At 72.1% G+C, this 17,882-nt stretch carries 14 protein-coding genes and 1 pseudogene; 5 read left to right on the top strand and 10 right to left on the bottom strand.

The features are described 5' to 3' along the window. The first annotated feature begins 187 nt into the window (after positions 1-187). A complete protein-coding gene (locus ACN28G_RS04240; RefSeq protein ID WP_421478449.1) occupies positions 188-1,783 on the top strand; it encodes a phytoene desaturase family protein in 1,596 nt (531 codons plus the stop codon). 79 nt (positions 1,784-1,862) lie between these two features. Here ACN28G_RS04240 and ACN28G_RS04235 read toward each other — a convergent pair whose 3' ends face one another. Together ACN28G_RS04235 and ACN28G_RS04230 are read right to left on the bottom strand one after the other, a co-directional pair. After that, positions 1,863-2,837, bottom strand: coding sequence for a pyridoxamine 5'-phosphate oxidase family protein (locus ACN28G_RS04235; RefSeq protein ID WP_421478447.1), 975 nt, complete (start codon positions 2,835-2,837; stop codon positions 1,863-1,865). A gap of 54 nt (positions 2,838-2,891) precedes the next feature. Next, positions 2,892-4,475, bottom strand: coding sequence for a Rieske 2Fe-2S domain-containing protein (locus tag ACN28G_RS04230; protein ID WP_421478446.1), 1,584 nt, complete (start codon positions 4,473-4,475; stop codon positions 2,892-2,894). 213 nt (positions 4,476-4,688) lie between these two features. On the opposite strand from ACN28G_RS04230, the gene ACN28G_RS04225 reads away from it, so the two are divergent. Further along, positions 4,689-4,910, top strand: a complete 222-nt coding sequence (locus ACN28G_RS04225) for a DUF2631 domain-containing protein (RefSeq protein ID WP_091435518.1) — start codon at positions 4,689-4,691, stop codon at positions 4,908-4,910. Between the two features lie 111 nt (positions 4,911-5,021). On the opposite strand, the gene ACN28G_RS04220 is transcribed toward ACN28G_RS04225, so the two are convergent. The 8 genes and pseudogenes from ACN28G_RS04220 to ACN28G_RS04185 form a co-directional block, all read right to left on the bottom strand. After that, a complete protein-coding gene (locus ACN28G_RS04220; RefSeq protein ID WP_421478445.1) occupies positions 5,022-6,476 on the bottom strand; it encodes a DivIVA domain-containing protein in 1,455 nt (484 codons plus the stop codon). Between the two features lie 31 nt (positions 6,477-6,507). Continuing rightward, positions 6,508-7,656, bottom strand: coding sequence for a 23S rRNA (adenine(2503)-C(2))-methyltransferase RlmN (gene rlmN, locus ACN28G_RS04215; protein WP_091435516.1), 1,149 nt, complete (start codon positions 7,654-7,656; stop codon positions 6,508-6,510). Positions 7,657-7,760: 104 nt separating this feature from the next. Then, positions 7,761-8,969 carry a phosphatidate cytidylyltransferase gene (locus ACN28G_RS04210; RefSeq protein WP_091435515.1) on the bottom strand — a complete coding sequence of 403 codons (1,209 nt, stop codon included), beginning with the start codon at positions 8,967-8,969 and terminating at the stop codon, positions 7,761-7,763. A 375-nt stretch (positions 8,970-9,344) separates the two neighbouring features. Then, positions 9,345-9,902 carry a ribosome recycling factor gene (frr, locus tag ACN28G_RS04205; RefSeq protein WP_091435514.1) on the bottom strand — a complete coding sequence of 186 codons (558 nt, stop codon included), beginning with the start codon at positions 9,900-9,902 and terminating at the stop codon, positions 9,345-9,347. A 65-nt stretch (positions 9,903-9,967) separates the two neighbouring features. Then, positions 9,968-10,735, bottom strand: a complete 768-nt coding sequence (pyrH, locus tag ACN28G_RS04200) for a UMP kinase (RefSeq protein WP_091435513.1) — start codon at positions 10,733-10,735, stop codon at positions 9,968-9,970. 162 nt (positions 10,736-10,897) lie between these two features. Next, complete coding sequence (gene tsf / locus ACN28G_RS04195) at positions 10,898-11,725, bottom strand: translation elongation factor Ts (protein ID WP_091435512.1); 828 nt, start codon at positions 11,723-11,725, stop codon at positions 10,898-10,900. A 129-nt stretch (positions 11,726-11,854) separates the two neighbouring features. Continuing rightward, a complete protein-coding gene (gene rpsB, locus ACN28G_RS04190) occupies positions 11,855-12,751 on the bottom strand; it encodes a 30S ribosomal protein S2 (RefSeq protein ID WP_091435511.1) in 897 nt (298 codons plus the stop codon). A gap of 320 nt (positions 12,752-13,071) precedes the next feature. Continuing rightward, positions 13,072-13,698 (bottom strand): annotated as a pseudogene (locus tag ACN28G_RS04185) (hypothetical protein); the annotation flags it as partial. Between the two features lie 1,071 nt (positions 13,699-14,769). Between ACN28G_RS04185 and ACN28G_RS04180 the strand changes: the two are divergent. Genes ACN28G_RS04180 through ACN28G_RS04170 form a run of 3 tightly spaced genes read left to right on the top strand, consistent with a single transcriptional unit; the run spans position 14,770 to position 17,849 of the window. Continuing rightward, a complete protein-coding gene (locus ACN28G_RS04180) occupies positions 14,770-15,129 on the top strand; it encodes a YraN family protein (protein WP_091435510.1) in 360 nt (119 codons plus the stop codon). Positions 15,130-15,144: 15 nt separating this feature from the next. Continuing rightward, positions 15,145-16,665, top strand: a complete 1,521-nt coding sequence (locus tag ACN28G_RS04175; protein WP_091435509.1) for a YifB family Mg chelatase-like AAA ATPase — start codon at positions 15,145-15,147, stop codon at positions 16,663-16,665. Next, positions 16,662-17,849 carry a DNA-processing protein DprA gene (locus ACN28G_RS04170; RefSeq protein WP_421478444.1) on the top strand — a complete coding sequence of 396 codons (1,188 nt, stop codon included), beginning with the start codon at positions 16,662-16,664 and terminating at the stop codon, positions 17,847-17,849. Before ACN28G_RS04175 ends, ACN28G_RS04170 begins: the two co-directional genes overlap by 4 nt. Positions 17,850-17,882: the final 33 nt, after the last annotated feature.

The raw sequence follows: 17,882 nt of genomic DNA, 5'->3' as shown, positions 1-17,882 counted from the left end.
CGCAAGGCCGCATCACGCACGTAGGCCGCATCACGCATGGAGGCCACACCACACGCAAGGGCCGCATCACGCACGGAGGCCGTACCGCACGCAAGGCCCGCACCCCACGCGAGTCCGAAACCACGCATGCAAGGCCGCACCGGCGACGGGCGCGGTGGGGCGGGCGGTGGGCACTAGGATCGTGGGTGTGGAGGGTCAGCTGCCGGCGCGGGCCGATGTGGTGATCGTCGGGGCCGGGCACAACGGGCTGGTCTCCGCGATCCTGCTGGCCCGCGCCGGGCTCGACGTGCTGGTGCTGGAGGCCGCCGGGGTGATCGGGGGCGCCACCCGCACCGAACGGCCGTTTCCGAAGGTCCCCGGGTTACGTCACTCCACCGGGTCGTACCTGCTGGGTTTGATGCCGCCGGAGTTGCTGGCCACCCTCGACGTGCGGATCCCGGTGCTGCGTCGCGACCCGCACTACTTCCTGCCCACCCCGGGCGGCCCTGGCTCGCCGTACCTGTTGATGGGCAGTGACCAGGCGGCGACCCGGGCGCAGCTCGCGGAGTTCTTCTCCCCCGCCGACGTGGCCGCCGACGAGGCCATGCAGGCCGAGCTGGCCGCGCTGCGCGACGACCTCGCGCCGGCCTGGCTCGCCGAGCCGCTGCCGGTCGCCGAGACCGCGCAGCGCTACGTCCGGCCGGCGCTGCGGCAGGTCTTCACCGACCTGGTCGGCGGCTCGGTCGCCGACTACCTGGCCCGCTTCGAGTTCCGCTCCGAGCTGCTGGTCAGCATGTACGCGGTCACCGACGGGCTGTCCGGGCTGAACGCCGGGCCGGACGACCCCGGGACGGGGCACAACTTCCTGGTGCACAACATGTGCCGGCTGCCCGGCTCCGGCGGCACCTGGATGATCGCCGAAGGTGGGATGGGCACCGTGTCGGGCACCTTCGCCGACGCCGCCCGCGCCGCCGGAGCCCGGATCGTCACCGGCGCACCCGTCACGGCGGTCGCCCTCGACGGTGGGGCGGCCAGCGGGGTGGTGCTCGCCGACGGGCGGGCGGTCCGCGCCGAGGTGGTGCTCGGCGCGTGCGACCCGTACCGGTTGATGGGGTTGTTGCCCGACGGTGCGCTACCGGAACCGCTCAGCGCGCGGATGGCGGCGGTGCGGCGTACCGGCACCACGCTCAAGCTCAACCTGGCCCTGCGCGGCCTGCCCCGGTTCTCCTGCCTGCCGCAGGACGCGCCGAGCCCGTTCGGCTCCACCATCCACCTGCTGCCCGGGTCGGCGTCGCTGACCGGTGGTGGGGGTGCGCCGCCGATGGCCGCGCTGCGCGCCATGTGGGACGACGTACGGGCCGGCCGGCTGCCCGCCGAGCCCACCATCGAGTGGTACCTGCACACCACCGTCGACCCGTCGCTGGCCGACCCGGCCGGGCACCACTCGTCGGCGCTCTTCGTCCAGTCGGTGCCGTACGAGCTTGCCGACACCACGTGGGACGCGGCGCTGCCCGGCTACGTCGAGCGGCTGGTGCAGATCTGCGAACGGTACGCGCCCGGCACCGGCGACCTGATCGCCGACGCGGTGCCGCTGCCCCCACCCGGCATCGAGGCGCACTTCGGCATCACCGGCGGGCACATCCACCACGTCGACAACACCGTCTCGTTCGCCGACCGGATGCCGTACGCGACCGGGGTCGACGGGGTGTACGCGGGCAGCGCCGGCTGTCACCCGGCCGGCAGCGTGATCGGTGCCGCCGGCCACAACGCCGCCCGACGCATCCTCGCCGACCTCGACCACTGAGGGGTAAGGAAGGGCCCCCTGTTAACGCTTCCGGTCTAGCGGGGAACCCTTCTCACCATCGGTGACAGGAAGGGCTCGGCTACCGACTGCTGCCGTCGGGGCGCAGGGCGCGGTAGGCCGCCCACGGGATCGTGGGGCGCTTCCAGCCACGCCGTTCCAGGTAGCGGCGGGTGGCGGCCCGGGTGGTACGCACCGTGCGCAGCGAGTCCGTCCGGCGGGGCCGGTGCCGGGCGGCCGGCTCGATCAGTCGCCGCGGGCGCAGCATCCAGCCGTCCGTACCGCGGACCAGCTCACCGCGCACGTTGGCGTTGTGCAGGTTCCACAACTGCGCGTCGTGCTGGTGGACCAGCAGGCTGGCCGGGCCCTCGACGGGTTCCACCCCGTCCGGCACCACCACCCGGTAGCCGTCCGCGCCGACAGTCACGGTGGTGCGCATTAACAGCGGCGCCCCGCTTCCGTCCAGGGCCGCCAACACCACACTCGGGTACGCCGCCAGCACCTGCGCACCGACCAGGCCCTCGACCGGTGAGCCGCCCTCGGTCGACGTCGACGCCGCACCCCCGGCCGCCGTGGCGGTGGTGGTCGGCAGCGGACGGGTGGTCACCTCGGTCGGGGTGACGGTGATCAACAGCCGCATGAAGTAGAAGTCGGTGAACATGGTCGCCGGCCAGTTGAGGTAGGTACGGCTGACCGGCTGGCGCTGGAACATCTGCGCCCAGAAGGCGCCCAGGTCCCCGGTCGGCTCGGTGTGCACCTCGTCGGGGCAGTCCGCCGTGCCGCGTACCAGGATCTGCTCCGGCTGGGTCAGCCCGCTGGCCGTGGGGTCGGAGAAGAGCACCGCCACCCGGGGATCGCGGCGTACGTTGAACGCCTTCTGCGGGTACCCCAGGGAGGTGGTGATCATGATCGTGCCGTCCTGCCGGAGCAGCCCGGAGGTCGGCCAGGCGACCGGCGTACCGTCCTTGGCAAGCGTTGCCAGCTCACAGGTGCGGTAGGCGGAGATCGCCGTGCCGAGCGCGGATCCGGGCGCGATGCTTACGGAGGGCTGCTGCATGGCCAGCATCGTAGCCAGTGGATCAACTCGATGGCCGGGGCCGCTACGGAGCAGCTACGGAGCCGACTGCGGGGTCGCCTCCTCCTCGCCTACCCGGTGCGCCCGGACCTTGTGCCCCACGCTGGTCAGGCAGCGACCGCTGGGCAGGTCGAACTTCCAGCCGTGCAGCTGACAGGTGAGCTGGTCGCCCTCGACGATGCCGAACCGGCTCAGGTCGGCCTTCAGGTGCGGGCAGCGACGCTGCACGACCCAATCACCGAGGGTGATGTCCTCGGCGTCGACCGCCCGCTCGTGCTCGTCGTACCAGCCCTCGGCGTACTGGAGGCGCTCGGTGGAGAGGCACTTGAAGAAGGCGTACACGAACTCGTTGTACTGGCCGATCCGGGCCGCCGAGAACCGGCAGGAGAGGAAGAGCGAGTTGACCCAGTCCACCTCGCCGATGTGCAACAGGTACTCGATCAGTGCCCGCTCGGTACGGAACCGGTACCGCACCTTCTCGTCGGCGTACGGACGGACCTCCTTGCCCGGGAAGTCCACCACGATCGACTCGACGCTCTCCCCACCCGAGCCGTCCGGGCTGACGAGGTCGAAGCGGACCGGGCCACCCACCCCCTTGGCCAGGTAGATCGACTCGTCGAGCAGCGGCTCGATCCGCCGCTTCATCTCCTTCAGGACGTCGATCTCCGGGTGCCGCCAGGACGCCTTCTCCGCCTCGATGACCGGCCGCTTGCGCTCGCGCATCTCTTCCAGGTGGGCGACCTTGTTGGCGAAGAACTCCTCGACCGGCTGCGGATGGGTGGTCGTCGCGCCGGAGGTGGTGACCTCGGCGACGCTGCCGGGCAGCAGCACGATGCCGTTGGTCCCGCCGACCTTGGCGTACTCGGCCAGGAAGACCGACTGGTCGGGGAAGATGTTCCCCTCGTCGCCGTGGATGTCGTTGAACTGCCACAACGCGTCGTCGAGGAAGCACGGCGGGCCGGCGATCGGGAAGACGTGCGAGGCCTTCAGGTCGTCGATGTAGCGCCAGGTCCGGTCGAACTGACGGTCCCGCTTCTGCTTGCCGAACGCGGTCTTGGCCGACTGCGGCAGTTCGTAGACCATCGGGTACCAGATGGCCCCGGAGAACTGGAGCAGGTGGGCGTGCACGTGCCCCAACTCGGTGAAGAGGCCCAGGTCGGTCGGGCGGGCGTCGTTCTGGTTGAGCAGCCGGACCCCGTCGTACTCCACCCAGAGCGAGGAGTCACCGATCGGACCGTCGGTGGGGCTGGTCAACGCCTGGATCATGATCTTCAGGCCGCCGTCGAGCTCGACGACCTGCTCGTTCGGGGCCTTGAGAAATTTGGTGAAGCCCAGCGCGCGAAACTCGTCCTCCATCTCGGAGGTGGGGAACTCGGGGAGCAGGACGGTGGCGTCCTTGCTGACGAAGTCCCGCAGGTGCTTCGCGTCGAAGTGGTCCCGGTGCAGGTGGGAGACGTACAGGTAGTCGACCTGTCCGAGGGTCTCCCAGTCCAGCAGGGAGTTGTCGGGGAAGGGGAACCAGGAGGCGAAGTAGGCCGGATTGACCCACGGGTCGCACAGGATGCTGCCCGCGGCCGTGTCGATCCGCATGCTGGCATGGCCCGTACCGGTCACTCGCACCGCAGTCTCCCTCAACAAGGCAATCAAGGCGTACGTCAGAACGCTACCGGAGGCAGTGTGGTCGACAACCCGCGACGCCGGTAGTGCCCTTCGCCCCGTGCCGAACGGCCCCTGCCGGCGGGTGGCACCGGTCCCGTGGTGGACCCTGCGCAGCCGCGACGGCCGGACGTGCCAGACTGATCGGAGATCCGCAGAGCGAGGGAAGGACCGACAGTGGCAGGCAGTGAGCCGGTAACGTCGCCCGATCAGCACAAGCCTGGACACCGGAAGGCCGGCCGGATCGGCGCGGTGGTCACCGCGCTGGCGATGCTGGCGATGATCTGCGGCAACCACGAGGGCAGGGTCGAGGATCTCTGGCTGGTCGGCATCGCCGTACTGCTGCTGGGCATTGTGATCGGCGACGTGGTGCTGCGCCGCAACGGTCTGCGTTCCTGACCCGACGCCCGCCGCTCGGGCGGTGATCCGGACGACCTGTCGAAGGTAGGGGCCGCACCGATCGGTGCGGCCCCTACCTTCTCGTGCGTGTCATGGCTCCCGGTCGCCGGCTCAGCGGCCGAAGAGGATGTCCTGGACGTCCTTGAGGGCCGAGTCGACCTCCGCCTCGAAGTACCCGCCGGGCACCAGGCCGAAGCGGAGAGTGTCCAGGTCCTTCGGGTTGACCGGCATGGGGCCCCGCCCCGCCATCGCGCCGAGCAGACTCTCGAAGAAGTGGTCCACCTGGTCCGGGTCGTAGCCGCTACCGAACCGGCGTACCTGGAAACTGCGGCGGATCTGGTCGACCTGGTGCAGGTCGCTGCCGGGGGGACCGGCCATCGGCGGACCGATCATCGGCGGACCGGCGGGCGGCGGACCGCCCATCGGCGGTGGCGGGGCCATGGGTGGGCCACCTGGCGCCTGCGACGGCACCGGTGGCGGACCAGCCGGACCCCGGCCCCCGCGCAGCTCACGCAGCTCGTGTTCGGGCATCCTGATCTCGGCGGTCATGTCGGCCCGCCCGTGTCGACCGGCCTCGAAGCCGTCGAAGCGGGGCTCCTCCGGGCCGTACCCGCTGGGCCCGGCCGGCAGACCGCGCGGCGCGGGGCCGCCGTGACCACCCGGCCCCATCGGAGCGCCCGGGCCGCCCATCCCGGGCCCCGGACCGGTCGGCGTACGCGGTGCGTCGTACCCGCCGCGTTGCGGCGCGTCGTAGCCGGCGGCGAACCCGCCGGTGTTCTCCTCGTACCGACCGTAACGGTCCGGCGGCGGCCCGCCCTGCCCCGGCATGGCGCGGGGCGGCATCGGCTGCGGCCCGGGCGGCATGCCCCGGTCATCCCGCATCGGCGGACCCATCCGATCAGGGGGTCCCATCCGATCCGGCGGACCCATCCGATCAGGGGGTCCCATCCGGTCAGGCGGACCCATCCGATCAGGGGGTCCCATCCGATCAGGGGGTCCCATCCGATCCGGCGGACCCATCCGGTCAGGGGGTCCCATCCGGTCAGGCGGACCCATCCGATCAGGAGGACCCATCCGGTCAGGGGGTCCCATCCGATCCGGCAGACCCATGCGGTCGGGCGGGCCCATCCGGTCGAGGGCCATCCGGTCGGGGGGTCCGATCCGGTCGAGGGCCATCCGGTCCGGGGAACCCATCCGGTCCTCGCCGCCCCGGTCCGGCGGTCCCATGCGGTCCGGGTTCATCCGGTCCGGAGCCGTCCGCTCCGGCGGCGGGCCGAGTCGGTCGGGAGTCCGCGCCTCACCGCGGCCGGTGGCGGCGCCACCGCGCTCCTCCAGCTCGGCCAACTGTCGCTCGACCCGATCCAGATGGAGGTCGACCTGCCACTCGTCGTAGCCGTTGAAGCGAACCCGGAAGACGACGTCGTGGACCTCCTGGGAAGCCACCGGGGCACCGACGGACCGGCCGTCGAGGGTCGCTTCGACCCGGTCCAGGAAGGCGTCGACCTCGTCGACCTTGTACCCGCGGCGCAGCGCCTTGCGCCGGAACCGCTGACCCTGACTCGCCACTATGTCTCCTGGTCCTGTTCGCTACGACCGGTCACGCCGTTGCCTCCCCCGACGGCCCGGCGTCCCTGTCCTCGGTGGCGGCGAGCTGCCCACATGCTCCGTCGATCTCACGTCCCCTGGTGTCACGCACGGTGGTCGACACCCCGGCCGCGCGCAGCCGGCGGACGAACTCCCGCTCGACCGGCTTCGGGCTCGCATCCCACCGGCTGCCCGGCGTCGGGTTCAGCGGAATGAGGTTGACGTGGGCCAACCTGCCGGCCAGCAGCCGCCCGAGCAGGTCGGCCCGCCACGGCTGGTCGTTCACGTTTTTGATCATCGCGTACTCGATGGAGACCCGGCGGCCGGTGCGGCCCGCGTAGGCCCACGCGGCGTCCAGCACCTCGGCCACCTTCCACCGCTGGTTGACCGGCACGAGTTCGTCGCGCAGCTCATCATCGGGGGCGTGCAGGGACAACGCAAGGGTGACCGAGAGGTCTTCGTCGGCGAGCCGACGCATGGCCGGGACCAGCCCCACCGTGGAGACGGTGATGTGCCGCTGCGACAACCCGAGCCCCTCCGGTGCCGGCGCGACCAGCCGACGGATCGCCGTCAGCACCCGGGAGTAGTTGGCCAACGGCTCACCCATGCCCATGAAGACCACGTGCGACAGGCGTGGTGGGGAGCCGGCGACGGCTCCGGAGGCGGCCACCCCGGCGAGGTACACCGCCTGGTCGACGATCTCGGCGGTGGAGAGGTTGCGGGTCAGGCCGGCCTGGCCGGTGGCACAGAACGGACAGGCCATCCCGCAACCGGCCTGGCTGGAGATGCACACCGTCACCCGGTCGGGGTAGCCCATCAGCACGCTCTCCACCAGCGAACCGTCGTGCAGCCGCCAGAGCGCCTTGCGGGTGGCGCCGTCGTCGCAGGCCAACTCCCGCACCGGGTGCAGCAGCGGCGGCAGCAGCCGCTCGGCGAGGCGCTCCCGGGTGGCCGCCGGCAGGTCGGTCATCTGCTCCGGGTCCCGGACCAGTCGGCCGAAATAGTGGGTGGAGACCTGCCGGGCCCGGAACGCCGGCTCACCCAACTCGGTGACGACGGCCTGCCGGCCGGTCAGATCGAGGTCGGCGAGGTGACGGGGCGGCATGGCCGCCCGGCGGGCGGGCGCGTCGGAGGCGACGGGGATCAAGGGCAGACTCGTCATAGCAGGTCCAGTCTCCCACGTCGTGGACCGGACGCACCTGTCCGGAGGTGCCGAACCCACCCCGGTCGCCCGGTCGGCGGCGGCAGGGCAACGTGATTCATCCCTCAGCCCACCACCGGCACGAGGACCGCCAGGATGACGTACGCGGTCGGCACCGCGAAGAGAATCGAGTCCAGCCGGTCCATCAGGCCACCGTGGCCGGGCAGCAGGTTGCTCATGTCCTTGATCCCGAGATCCCTCTTGATCATGGATTCGGCCAGGTCACCGAGGACCGCGGCACCGGAGACGGCCACCCCGAAGAGCGCTCCCCACCACGGTGCCACGTCGAAGAGCAGCCAGATCAGCAGGGCGCTGCCGGCAGCGGCGGCAGCCACCGAACCAGCGAAGCCCTCCCAGGACTTCTTCGGGCTGATCGACGGGGCCATCGGACGCCTACCGAACGAGACCCCGGCCGCGTACCCACCGGTGTCGGAGAGGACCACCGCGACCACGGTCACCAGCACCCGCCAGTTCCCGTCGCCCTCGGCCCCGGCCAGCAACGCCGCGAAACCCGCCAGGAAGGGCACGTAGACCGCGATCAGCAGGGCCGGCACGAGATCCCGACGCAGATTGGCGAGGCCGTCGCCGAGCCGCCAGATCGTCGTGCCCAGCATGGTCACCAGCAGCCCGAGCACGAGCGCGTCCGGCCCGGCCCACCAGGCCATCCCCACCGTCAGCACCCCGCCGGCGAGCAGGGGCACCAGTGGCGGGCGGGCGTCGGTGCGGCCCACCGCCCGGGTCATCTCCCAGATGCCGATGCCCACCGCGGTGGCCAACACGGCGATGAAGCCGGGGATCCAGAGGAAGAGCGGGACGAGGACGGCCGCGCCGAGCCCCAGCCCGACACCGATCGCCGCCGGCAGGTTACGTCCGGCCCGGCTCGGTGGGAGCTGCTGGGTGGCGGGACGCTCGGCGCTGGCCCGGCGACGGCCCGGCTCACGCCGTCCCGGTGGCCGGTTCGGCAGCTCCGGCGGGCCGGACTCCACCTCGGGACCGGGCTCGACCCGGATCGGGGCGAACTGGGCGGTCGGTCGGTCGTCGGGCCGAGGTGGCGGATCCGCACCAGCCGGCAGGGGGAGCCGCTCCGGTGGCGGCTCCGCACCGGCCGACAGACGAAGCCGGTCCGGTGGCCCGGTGTACCGGTCGACCGCCGGCGGCCGGGAGTTCAGCGGAGCCGGCTCGATGTCCCGGTCCGGCCAGGGCAGCGTGGACCGGCCCTCGGGTCGTTCCCGACCACGCGGCTCGGCACTGCTGTAGGGGTCGAGGTGGGACATCACGTACCGAAGGGACGCGGTACAGGTACCACCACAGGACGCAAGAGCACAATCATCCCCTACCGGCGCGCGACTGTTCCGTTGATGTTGTCCGTCCCGACGGACGGAGGACCCCCGTTGGTTCGCCCGTGTCTGCCGGGAACCGTGCCGAGCCTACTGCACCCGCCTGCCGGACCGGGTGGACGAGGCTACCGCACCCGCCGCTCGACGCGGGGCCCAGATCACCGCGTCCAGCGCTCGGCGCGGGGCCCAGACCAGGTGCCGAACGACCGTGGCACCGGGGTACGCCCGGCTGTTGGCGCGGGCGTTCCGGTGCCACGACCGCCGACCGGGTCGGCGAGGACGTTCAGAGCCGACCGGGTCGGCGTACGGCGCTCAGACCTCGAGCAGCTCGGTTTCCTTGTGCTTGACCAACTCGTCGACGGTGGCCACGTACCGCTGGGTCAGGTCGTCCAGGTCCTTCTCGGCGCGGCGGCCCTCGTCCTCGCCGACCTCACCGTCCTTGACCAGGCGGTCCAGCTCTTCCTTGCCCTTGCGGCGGATGTTGCGGATGGCCACCTTGGCCTCCTCGCCCTTGTGCCGGGCGACCTTGATCATCTCGCGGCGGCGCTCCTCGGTCATCTGCGGGAGCAGCAGGCGCAGTTGGTTGCCCTCGTTGTTGGGGTTGGCACCGAGGTCGGAGTCGCGGATCGCCTTCTCCATGGCATTGATCTGCGAGTTGTCGTACGGCTTGATGATGACCATGCGCGGCTCGGGAATCCCGATGGACGCCATCTGGGGCAGCGGGGTCGGACTGCCGTAGTAGTCGATGATGACCTTGGAGAACATGGCGGCGTTGGCGCGACCGGTACGGATGGCGCCGAACTCCTCCTTGGCGTGCTCGACCGCACGCTCCATCTTCTCCTCGGCCTCGAGGAGGGTGTCGTCGATCACCGGTCTCCTCGCCTCCTTACTTGTGCTCGTCGTGGCTTGTCGTACCGGAGGACCGCTGCCGTCACTCAGGCGGTGATCAGGGTGCCGATCTTCTCGCCACCCACGGCTCGGATGATCGTTTCGTCGCCCTGTGCGCCGAAGACCAGCATGGGCAGGCCGTTCTCCATACAGAGGCTGAACGCCGCGGCGTCGGCAACCCGCAGGTTGCGCCGCAACACCTCGGAGAAGGTGATCGAGTCGAACTTGCTGGCGGTGGGATCGATGCGGGGGTCGGCGCTGTAGACGCCGTCCACCCCGTTCTTGCTCATCAGCACCACGTCGGCGTGGATCTCCAGCGCCCGCTGGGCGGCGACGGTGTCGGTGGAGAAGTACGGCATGCCGGCACCCGCGCCGAAGATGACCACCCGTCCCTTCTCCAGGTGCCGGATGGCGCGCAGCGGGATGTAGGGCTCCGCGACCTGGGCCATCGTGATCGCGCTCTGCACGCGGGTCTCGATGCCCTCCTTCTCCAGGAAGTCCTGCAACGCCAGGCAGTTCATCACGGTGCCGAGCATGCCCATGTAGTCGGCCCGGGCCCGGTCCATGCCGCGCTTCTGCAGCTCGGCGCCGCGGAAGAAGTTGCCTCCGCCGACCACCACCGAGACCTGCACGCCGCGTCGGGACACCGTCGCGATCTGCCGGGCGATCGCCTGTACGACGTCCGGATCGACCCCGATCGCCCCGCCACCGAAGACCTCGCCGGAGAGTTTCAGCACCACCCGACGGGCCCGGCCCGGTGGTGGCGCGGTCGGATCCTCCGCCGCAAGGCTCCGGTCTCTCACAACCTGCGTCATCCGCCCCGCCCTTCCTCACGCACGTCCCCGGTGCGCTTGCGTACTGCGAACCTGCCGCTGACGACCCTATGTGACGAGGAGGCCGCGGTGCCTGTCACGTACACCGGCGGCCTCCTCGTCGACGTTCCCACCCACGGACACCCCGGGTGTCCGTGGTACGGCTCAGGCCTGGCCGACCTCGAACCGGACGAAGCGGGTCACCTCGATGCCGGCCTCGGCCAGCACCTGCTTGACGGTCTTCTTGTTGTCGGCCACCGACGCCTGCTCGATCAGGACGTAGTCCTTGAAGAAGGCGTTCACCCGACCCTCGACAATCTTGGGCAGCGCCGCCTCGGGCTTGTTCTCCTCGCGGGCGGTCTGCTCGGCGATGCGGCGCTCGGCGTCGACCAGGTCGGCGGGCACCTCGTCCCGGGTGAGGTACTTCGGCCGCATCGCGGCGATCTGCATGGCCACGGCCCGGGCGTCGGAGTCCCCGGCCTCGTCGGCCTTGCCGGTGTACTCCACCAGCACCCCGACGGCCGGGGGCAGGTCCTGGCTCTTGCGGTGCAGGTAGACGGCGAAGGTGCCGTCGACCTTGGCGAAGCGGTTCAGCACCAGCTTCTCACCGATCTTGGCCGACTGCTCCTGCACCACGTCGGCGACGGTCTTGCCGTCCAGCGTCGAGGCGAGCAGCTCCTCGGCGTTCTGGGCGCCGCTACGCTCACCGTGCTCGACCAGCTGCTGGGCCAGGGCGATGAAGGCGTCGGTCTTGGCGACGAAGTCGGTCTCGCAGTTGAGCTCCAGCAGGGCCTTGCCGGAGTGGGCGATCAGGCCGTTGGCGGCGGTCCGACCGGCCCGCTTGCCCACGTCCTTGGCACCCTTGACGCGCAGGATCTCGATGGCCTTGTCGAAGTCGCCCTCGGCGTCGGTAAGCGCCTTCTTGGAGTCCATCATGCCGGCGCCGGTCAGGTCGCGGAGCCGCTTGACGTCTGCGGCGGTGAAGTTGGACATGACTCTCTCTTCGGTATCTGGGACTGCGGTGGGTTGGTCTGGGGTGCTTACCCGGAACCGGAGCGGATGTGCCCGGCGTACCGGCCGCTGTCCGCCGTCAGGAACCGACGGCGGACAGCGGCGGTGCGGTCACTCCGCGGCGGCGGCCGCCGGCTGCTCGACCTTCGGCTCCGACGGCTCGTCGGCCTTCGGCTCGTCGGCGGCCTTCGGCTCGTCGGCCTTGGGCTCGTCGGCCTTCTTGGGCTCCTCGAGCAGCTCGCGCTCCCACTCGGCCAGCGGCTCGTCGGCACCGACCTGGCCCGGCTCGGGCTTCTCGTCGCTACCGCGACGGCGGCCCGAACGGGCGATCAGGCCGTCGGCGACGGCGGCGGCCACGACCCGGGTCAGCAGCTCGGCCGAGCGGATCGCGTCGTCGTTGCCCGGGATCGGGAAGTCGACCTCGTCCGGGTCGCAGTTGGTGTCGAGCACCGCGATCACCGGGATGCCCAGCTTGCGGGCCTCGTCGACGGCGATGTGCTCCTTCTTGGTGTCGACCACCCAGATCGCGGCCGGCAGCTTCTGCATGTCCCGCAGACCACCCAGGGTACGGGTGAGCTTGATCTTCTCGCGGGAGAGCTGCAGGGTCTCCTTCTTGGTGTAGCCGGCGGTGGTGCCGCTCAGGTCACCGAGGGCCTCCAGCTCCTTCATCCGCTGCAGCCGCTTGTACACCGTCTGGAAGTTGGTGAGCATGCCACCGAGCCAGCGGTGGTTGACGTACGGCTGGCCGACCCGGGTCGCCTGCTCGGCGATGGCCTCCTGGGCCTGCTTCTTGGTGCCGACGAAGAGGATGCTGCCGCCCTCGGCGACCGTGCCCCGCACGAACTCGAACGCCTTCTCGATGTAGTCGAGCGTCTGGCGCAGGTCGATGATGTAGATACCGTTGCGCTCGGTGAAGATGAACCGCTTCATCTTCGGGTTCCAGCGCCGGGTCTGGTGCCCGAAGTGGACACCGCTTTCCAGCAGCTGACGCATGGTCACGACGGCCATGGTGGGGTACTCCTATTGTCCCTGGTTGTCCCGTCCGGCCGGCGGCCGGACGCCTGGCGCCCGGTCGTCGGCCATGGTGGGCCCGATCAAGATCGGGACCAGGGAGGCCGCCGCCCCACGACGAGATGTGGAGAAGGCGCGCGAGGTCGACCGCGCAAGGCGGTCGCCAGTCGCCCAGTGTACGCCCCCACTCCGGCGGCAGCCGTCCGCCCTGCCGAACGGGCCGGCGGCGCGCGGCGCCCTACGAGCCGGCGGCCAGCGCGGCGCCCTACGAGCCGGCGGCGCGCGGCGCCCTACGAGCCGGCGGCCAGCGCGGCGCGCTACGAGCCGGCGGCCAGCGCGGCGGCGAGGAAGAGGACCAGACCGACCGTCAGGTAGGCCGTCGGCGGCCGGAGCCAGCCCCGACCGTCGGAGATCGCCAATCCCCCGGTACGCAGCCCGTAGAGCCCGATCGCGAAGATCGGCAACCCGGCGACCAGGAAGGTGCCGACCACCACGTTGGCGGTCGACAACGGGTCACCGACCAGGCCGTTGTAGAACACCCGCAGCGCCGGCACCTCGAAGAAGACGACCAAAAGCGCGAGCAGTACGGCGAGCGCGGGACGGCGGGTGCGGTACACCCCGTCCCCCACCGGGGCACCGGGCAGCCGCCCCCCGTCGGGCCCGTACGCGCCGGGGTCGGCACCCGGCCCGGCCAGGTCCGGACGCGGCGCGATCGGCGGCATCGGCCCGGTCGGCAGCTCCAGCGGATGCGGCGGCTCGGCCGGCCGTCCGCCCCCGGTGCCCAACGCCGCCTGCGCGCCCTGGCCCGGGACGGCGCCCGGGCCGTGCTCCACGCCCCGACCGTGCTCCGTGCTCCGACCGGACTCGGTACCCTGGTCGGTCGCCACGCCCTGGGCTGCGTCCCGGCCCAGGTCGGCCGGGCGGTTCAGCCCCCCTGCGCCGGTGTCGACGAAGCGGGCCGGCCCGGTGTTCCGCCCCGGATCGGCACCCCGGTCCAGGTCAGCACCCCGGCTCGGGTCGATGGCCCGCCCCAGGTCGGTGGCGTGCTCCGGCTCCGGGCCGGCAAGCGGCTCGACCGGGTCCGTGCCGCGGGCCGGATCGGTGGGCGGATTCGTCCGGCCCGGTTCCGCTCCCCGGCTCGGCCCGACGATCGGGTACCCGGCCAGCGGCGACGACCGCACCGGATCGACCGGCTGCCGCTCGGCGGCGTACGGGTCCGCCGAGACCGGCGGGGCGTAGGGGTCCGCCGAGACCGGCGGGGCGTAGGGGTCCGCCGAGACCGGCACGGCGTAAGGGTCCGCCGAAGCCGGCGGGGCGTACGGGTCCGTCGAGACCGGCACGGCGACCGGTCGGCGGGGCACCGGCAGGGCGATCTCCATCGACGTGTGGGCCGCCCGACGCCGCTGGGAATCGGCAGCCCGGCCACCGGCGGTCACCTCGCCCGACGGCTCGCCCCGCCGGCTCCGGGTGGGCAGGTAGCTGTCCGTGTCCGCGCCCTCCCCGCCGAGGGGGTCGTCGGCGCCGTACCGCCCGGTGTCACCGGGGCGCCGGACGGTCGGCTCGTCCCGCTCGTCATAGCGCCGCTGCCCCGGCTCGGTCCGCTGGTCCGGCAGGACGAAGCCGTCCGTCTGGTAGCGGCTCTCCTCCGTCGCCTGCCACTCCGGCTCACCGTATCCGCGCTCCGCGGGATACCAGTGCGGCTCCTGATCTTCGGGAAAGCTCCGTCGTCCGTCCACGTCCGGCACCGTATGTGACGCCAGGTGCGGCGCGCCATTCGGTGGACGTAACGGCCTGTCGTTCACGCTGGGTAGCTACCGGTGATCGGACCGAGCGGCTGGCGTCGACGGACCGGCCCACCGAGCGACGACGCCGGTCGGTGGGCACACCCCTCCCCCGTACGGACGGAACTGCCGTGCCGTACCACACCGAGGGCATGATCGTCCGGTTGTCCACAGGTGCCCCCGTCGTCCACAGGGCCGCCGACTCCGACGGCGGATTCCGGCACCGTGCAGGGCATGACGAAGCGGAACCGGGCCGTCGGCGCGTACGGCGAACGCTGCGCCCTGCGGCACCTTCTCCTGACCGGGCTGCGCCCGATCGACCGGAACTGGCGGTGCGCCGCCGGTGAGATCGACATCGTGGCCTGGGACGGTGAGGTGCTCGCCTTCTGTGAGGTGAAGACCCGCAGCGGCACGGACTTCGGCACTCCGGCCGAGGCGATCGTGCCGGCCAAGGCCCGCCGCCTGCGGGGTCTGGCCGTGCGCTGGCTGACCACCACCGGCACCACCGCGGACGAGCTGCGCTTCGACGTGCTCTCGGTCCATTTGGCCACCGCCGGCCCCGCCCGGGTCGAGCACCTCAAGGGCGCGTTCTGAGATGGGTACGCACCGATGAGCTACGCCCGGGTGCACTGCGTCGGGTTGGTCGGGGTGACGGGGCACGTGGTGCAGGTGGAGGCGGATCTCGCACCGGGGTTGCCCGCGGTGGTGGTCTCCGGGCTGCCCGACACCGCCCTGCACGAGGCCCGTGACCGGGTACGCGCCGCCGTGGTCAACTCCGGCCAACGCTGGCCCAACCGGCGGATCACCATCAACCTGCTCCCCGCCGACCTGCCCAAGTACGGCTCGGCGTTCGACCTGGCGATCGCGGCGGCGCTGCTCGGCGGTGCCGGTGAGCTGCCCCTGACGGCGCTGGAGCGGGTGGTGCTCCTCGGCGAGCTGGGGCTCGACGGGACGGTCCGGCCGGTGCGCGGGGTGCTGCCGATGGTCACCGCCGCCGCCCGCGCCGGCCTGGACCGCGTCATCGTCCCGACCGAGAACGCCGCCGAGGCGGCGATGATCCCCGGCGTCCGGGTGCGGGCCGTCGACACGCTGTACCGGCTGGTCAGCTTCGTCCGGGACGGCACACCGCTACTCGATCCTCCGGTGGCCGGGCCGCCGCCGGGGCCCGACGGCCCGGACCTGGCCGACGTGGCAGGTCAGGGGCTGGGCCGACGGGGCCTGGAGGTCGCCGCGGCCGGCGGCCACCACCTGGCGCTGTTCGGGCCACCGGGGGCCGGCAAGACCATGCTCGCCGAACGACTCCCCTCGGTCCTGCCGGAGCTCACCGACGAGGCGGCCCTGGAGGTCACCGCCCTGCACTCGGTAGCCGGGCTGCTGCCACCGGACGGTCGACTGCTGCGTCGACCACCGTTCCAGGCCCCGCACCACACCGCCACGGTCGCCGCCCTGGTCGGCGGCGGAACGGGGCTGGCCCGGCCGGGTGCGCTCTCCCTGGCCCACCGGGGCGTGCTCTTCCTGGACGAGGCCGCCGAGTTCGGCAGGGGTGCCCTGGAGGCGCTACGGCAGCCGCTGGAGAGCGGTCGGGTCCGGCTGGTGCGGGCCCGGGGCGGCACGGAGTATCCCGCCCAGGTGCAGCTGGTGCTGGCGGCCAACCCGTGTCCCTGCGCGCGCGCCGCCGGGGACGCCTACTGCGAGTGCAGTCCGCTGGCCCGGCGACGCTACCTCGGACGGCTCTCCGGTCCGCTGCTGGACCGGATCGACGTCCAGGTCACGGTGTTGCCGGTCCGGGCGGCACAGTTGCTGGCGACCGGCGAGGGCAACGAGTCGTCAGCCGTGGTGGCCGCCCGGGTCGCCGCGGCCCGGGCCGCAGCCGCCGAACGGTGGGCCGGGCTGGGGCGACGCCTCAACGCCGAGATGCCCGGCCACCTGCTGCGCCAGCCGCCCTGGCGGCTCCCACCGGCGGACACCACGCAGCTACGTGGCCGGCTGGACAGCGGATCGCTGTCCGCGCGGGGCTTCGACCGGGTGATCCGGCTCGCCTGGACCATCGCCGATCTGGACGGTCGGGCCCGACCAGGGCGGGACGACGTCCTGGAGGCCATCGGACTACGTACCGGAGAAGACTCGTGAACCTCACGGAGGACCGGCTGGCCCGGATCGCGTTGACCTGGCTGACCGAGCCGGGCACCTGGACGGTGCACCGGATGGTCGACCGGGTCGGCCCGGTCGTCACGCTGGCGGCGCTGCTGGACGGGGGCGCGCCGAGTGACGCGCTGCGCCGCGCCGTGGCGGCACGGCTCAACGCCGGCGATCCCCGGGCGGTTGCCGCCGAGGCGGTGGAACGGGCCGACCGGCTCGGCGCGCGGCTCGTCACCCCGCACGACGCGGAGTGGCCGGGCAAGGTGGCTCACCTGCGACAGCTGAGTCTGGACGGAGCCGACCGCAAGGTGGACCGGGACACCGCTCCGCCGCTCTGCCTGTGGGTTCGGGGCAGCTGGCCGCTGGCGGAGGTTCTGGACCGCTCGGTCGCGGTGGTCGGTGCCCGCGCCGCCACCGGGTACGGGCTGCACGTGGCCACCGAGCTGGGGTACGGCCTCGGCGAGCGGGGCTGGACCGTGGTCTCGGGCGGGGCGTTCGGCATCGACGCCGCCGCGCACCGGGGTGCGTTGACCGCCGGCGCGGTGACCGTCGCCGTGCTGGCCTGCGGTGTCGACCGGCCCTACCCGGTCGGCAACACCGCGCTGTTCGACCGGATCGCCGAGACGGGTCTGCTGGTGAGCGAGTGGATTCCCGGCTCGGAACCCTTCCGCCCCCGCTTCCTGATCCGCAACCGGGTCATCGCCGCGGCCACTCGGGGAAGCGTTCTGGTGGAGGCGTCGGCACGCAGCGGCGCCACCCAGACCATGCGCCGGGCGCTGGCCATCAAACGGCCGGCGATGGTGGTACCCGGTCCGGTGACCTCCGCGATGTCGGTCGGCGCGCACGAGCTGCTCCGGGAGTACCCGGATGCCCGACTGGTGACCGGGCTGGCCCACGTACTGGAGGAGGTGGGGCGGATCGGCAGTGACCTGGCACCGCCGGCCCGTGGTCCGGTGCGTCCCACCGACCACCTCGACGACGACGCCACGATGGTGCTGGAGGCACTGCCCCGGCGCGGTGTCACCGGGCTCGACTCGATCGCGGCCCGGGCCGGCGTCGCGGTCCGCACCGCACTTCGCAAACTGGCCCTGTTGGAGCAGCTCGGCCTGGTGGTCCACCGCGACGGCGGCTACGCCCTCACCCCGCAGCGTCAGCCCCCCGCACCCACCACATGAGCCACCCGGCAGGGGCGGCCGAGCCGGTCGGGA

It is taken from the genome of Micromonospora sp. WMMA1923 (assembly GCF_049179195.1).
Classification (GTDB): domain Bacteria; phylum Actinomycetota; class Actinomycetes; order Mycobacteriales; family Micromonosporaceae; genus Micromonospora; species Micromonospora yangpuensis.
Note: the sequence above shows the minus strand (reverse complement) of the source record. Positions and strands in the feature narration are given on the sequence as shown.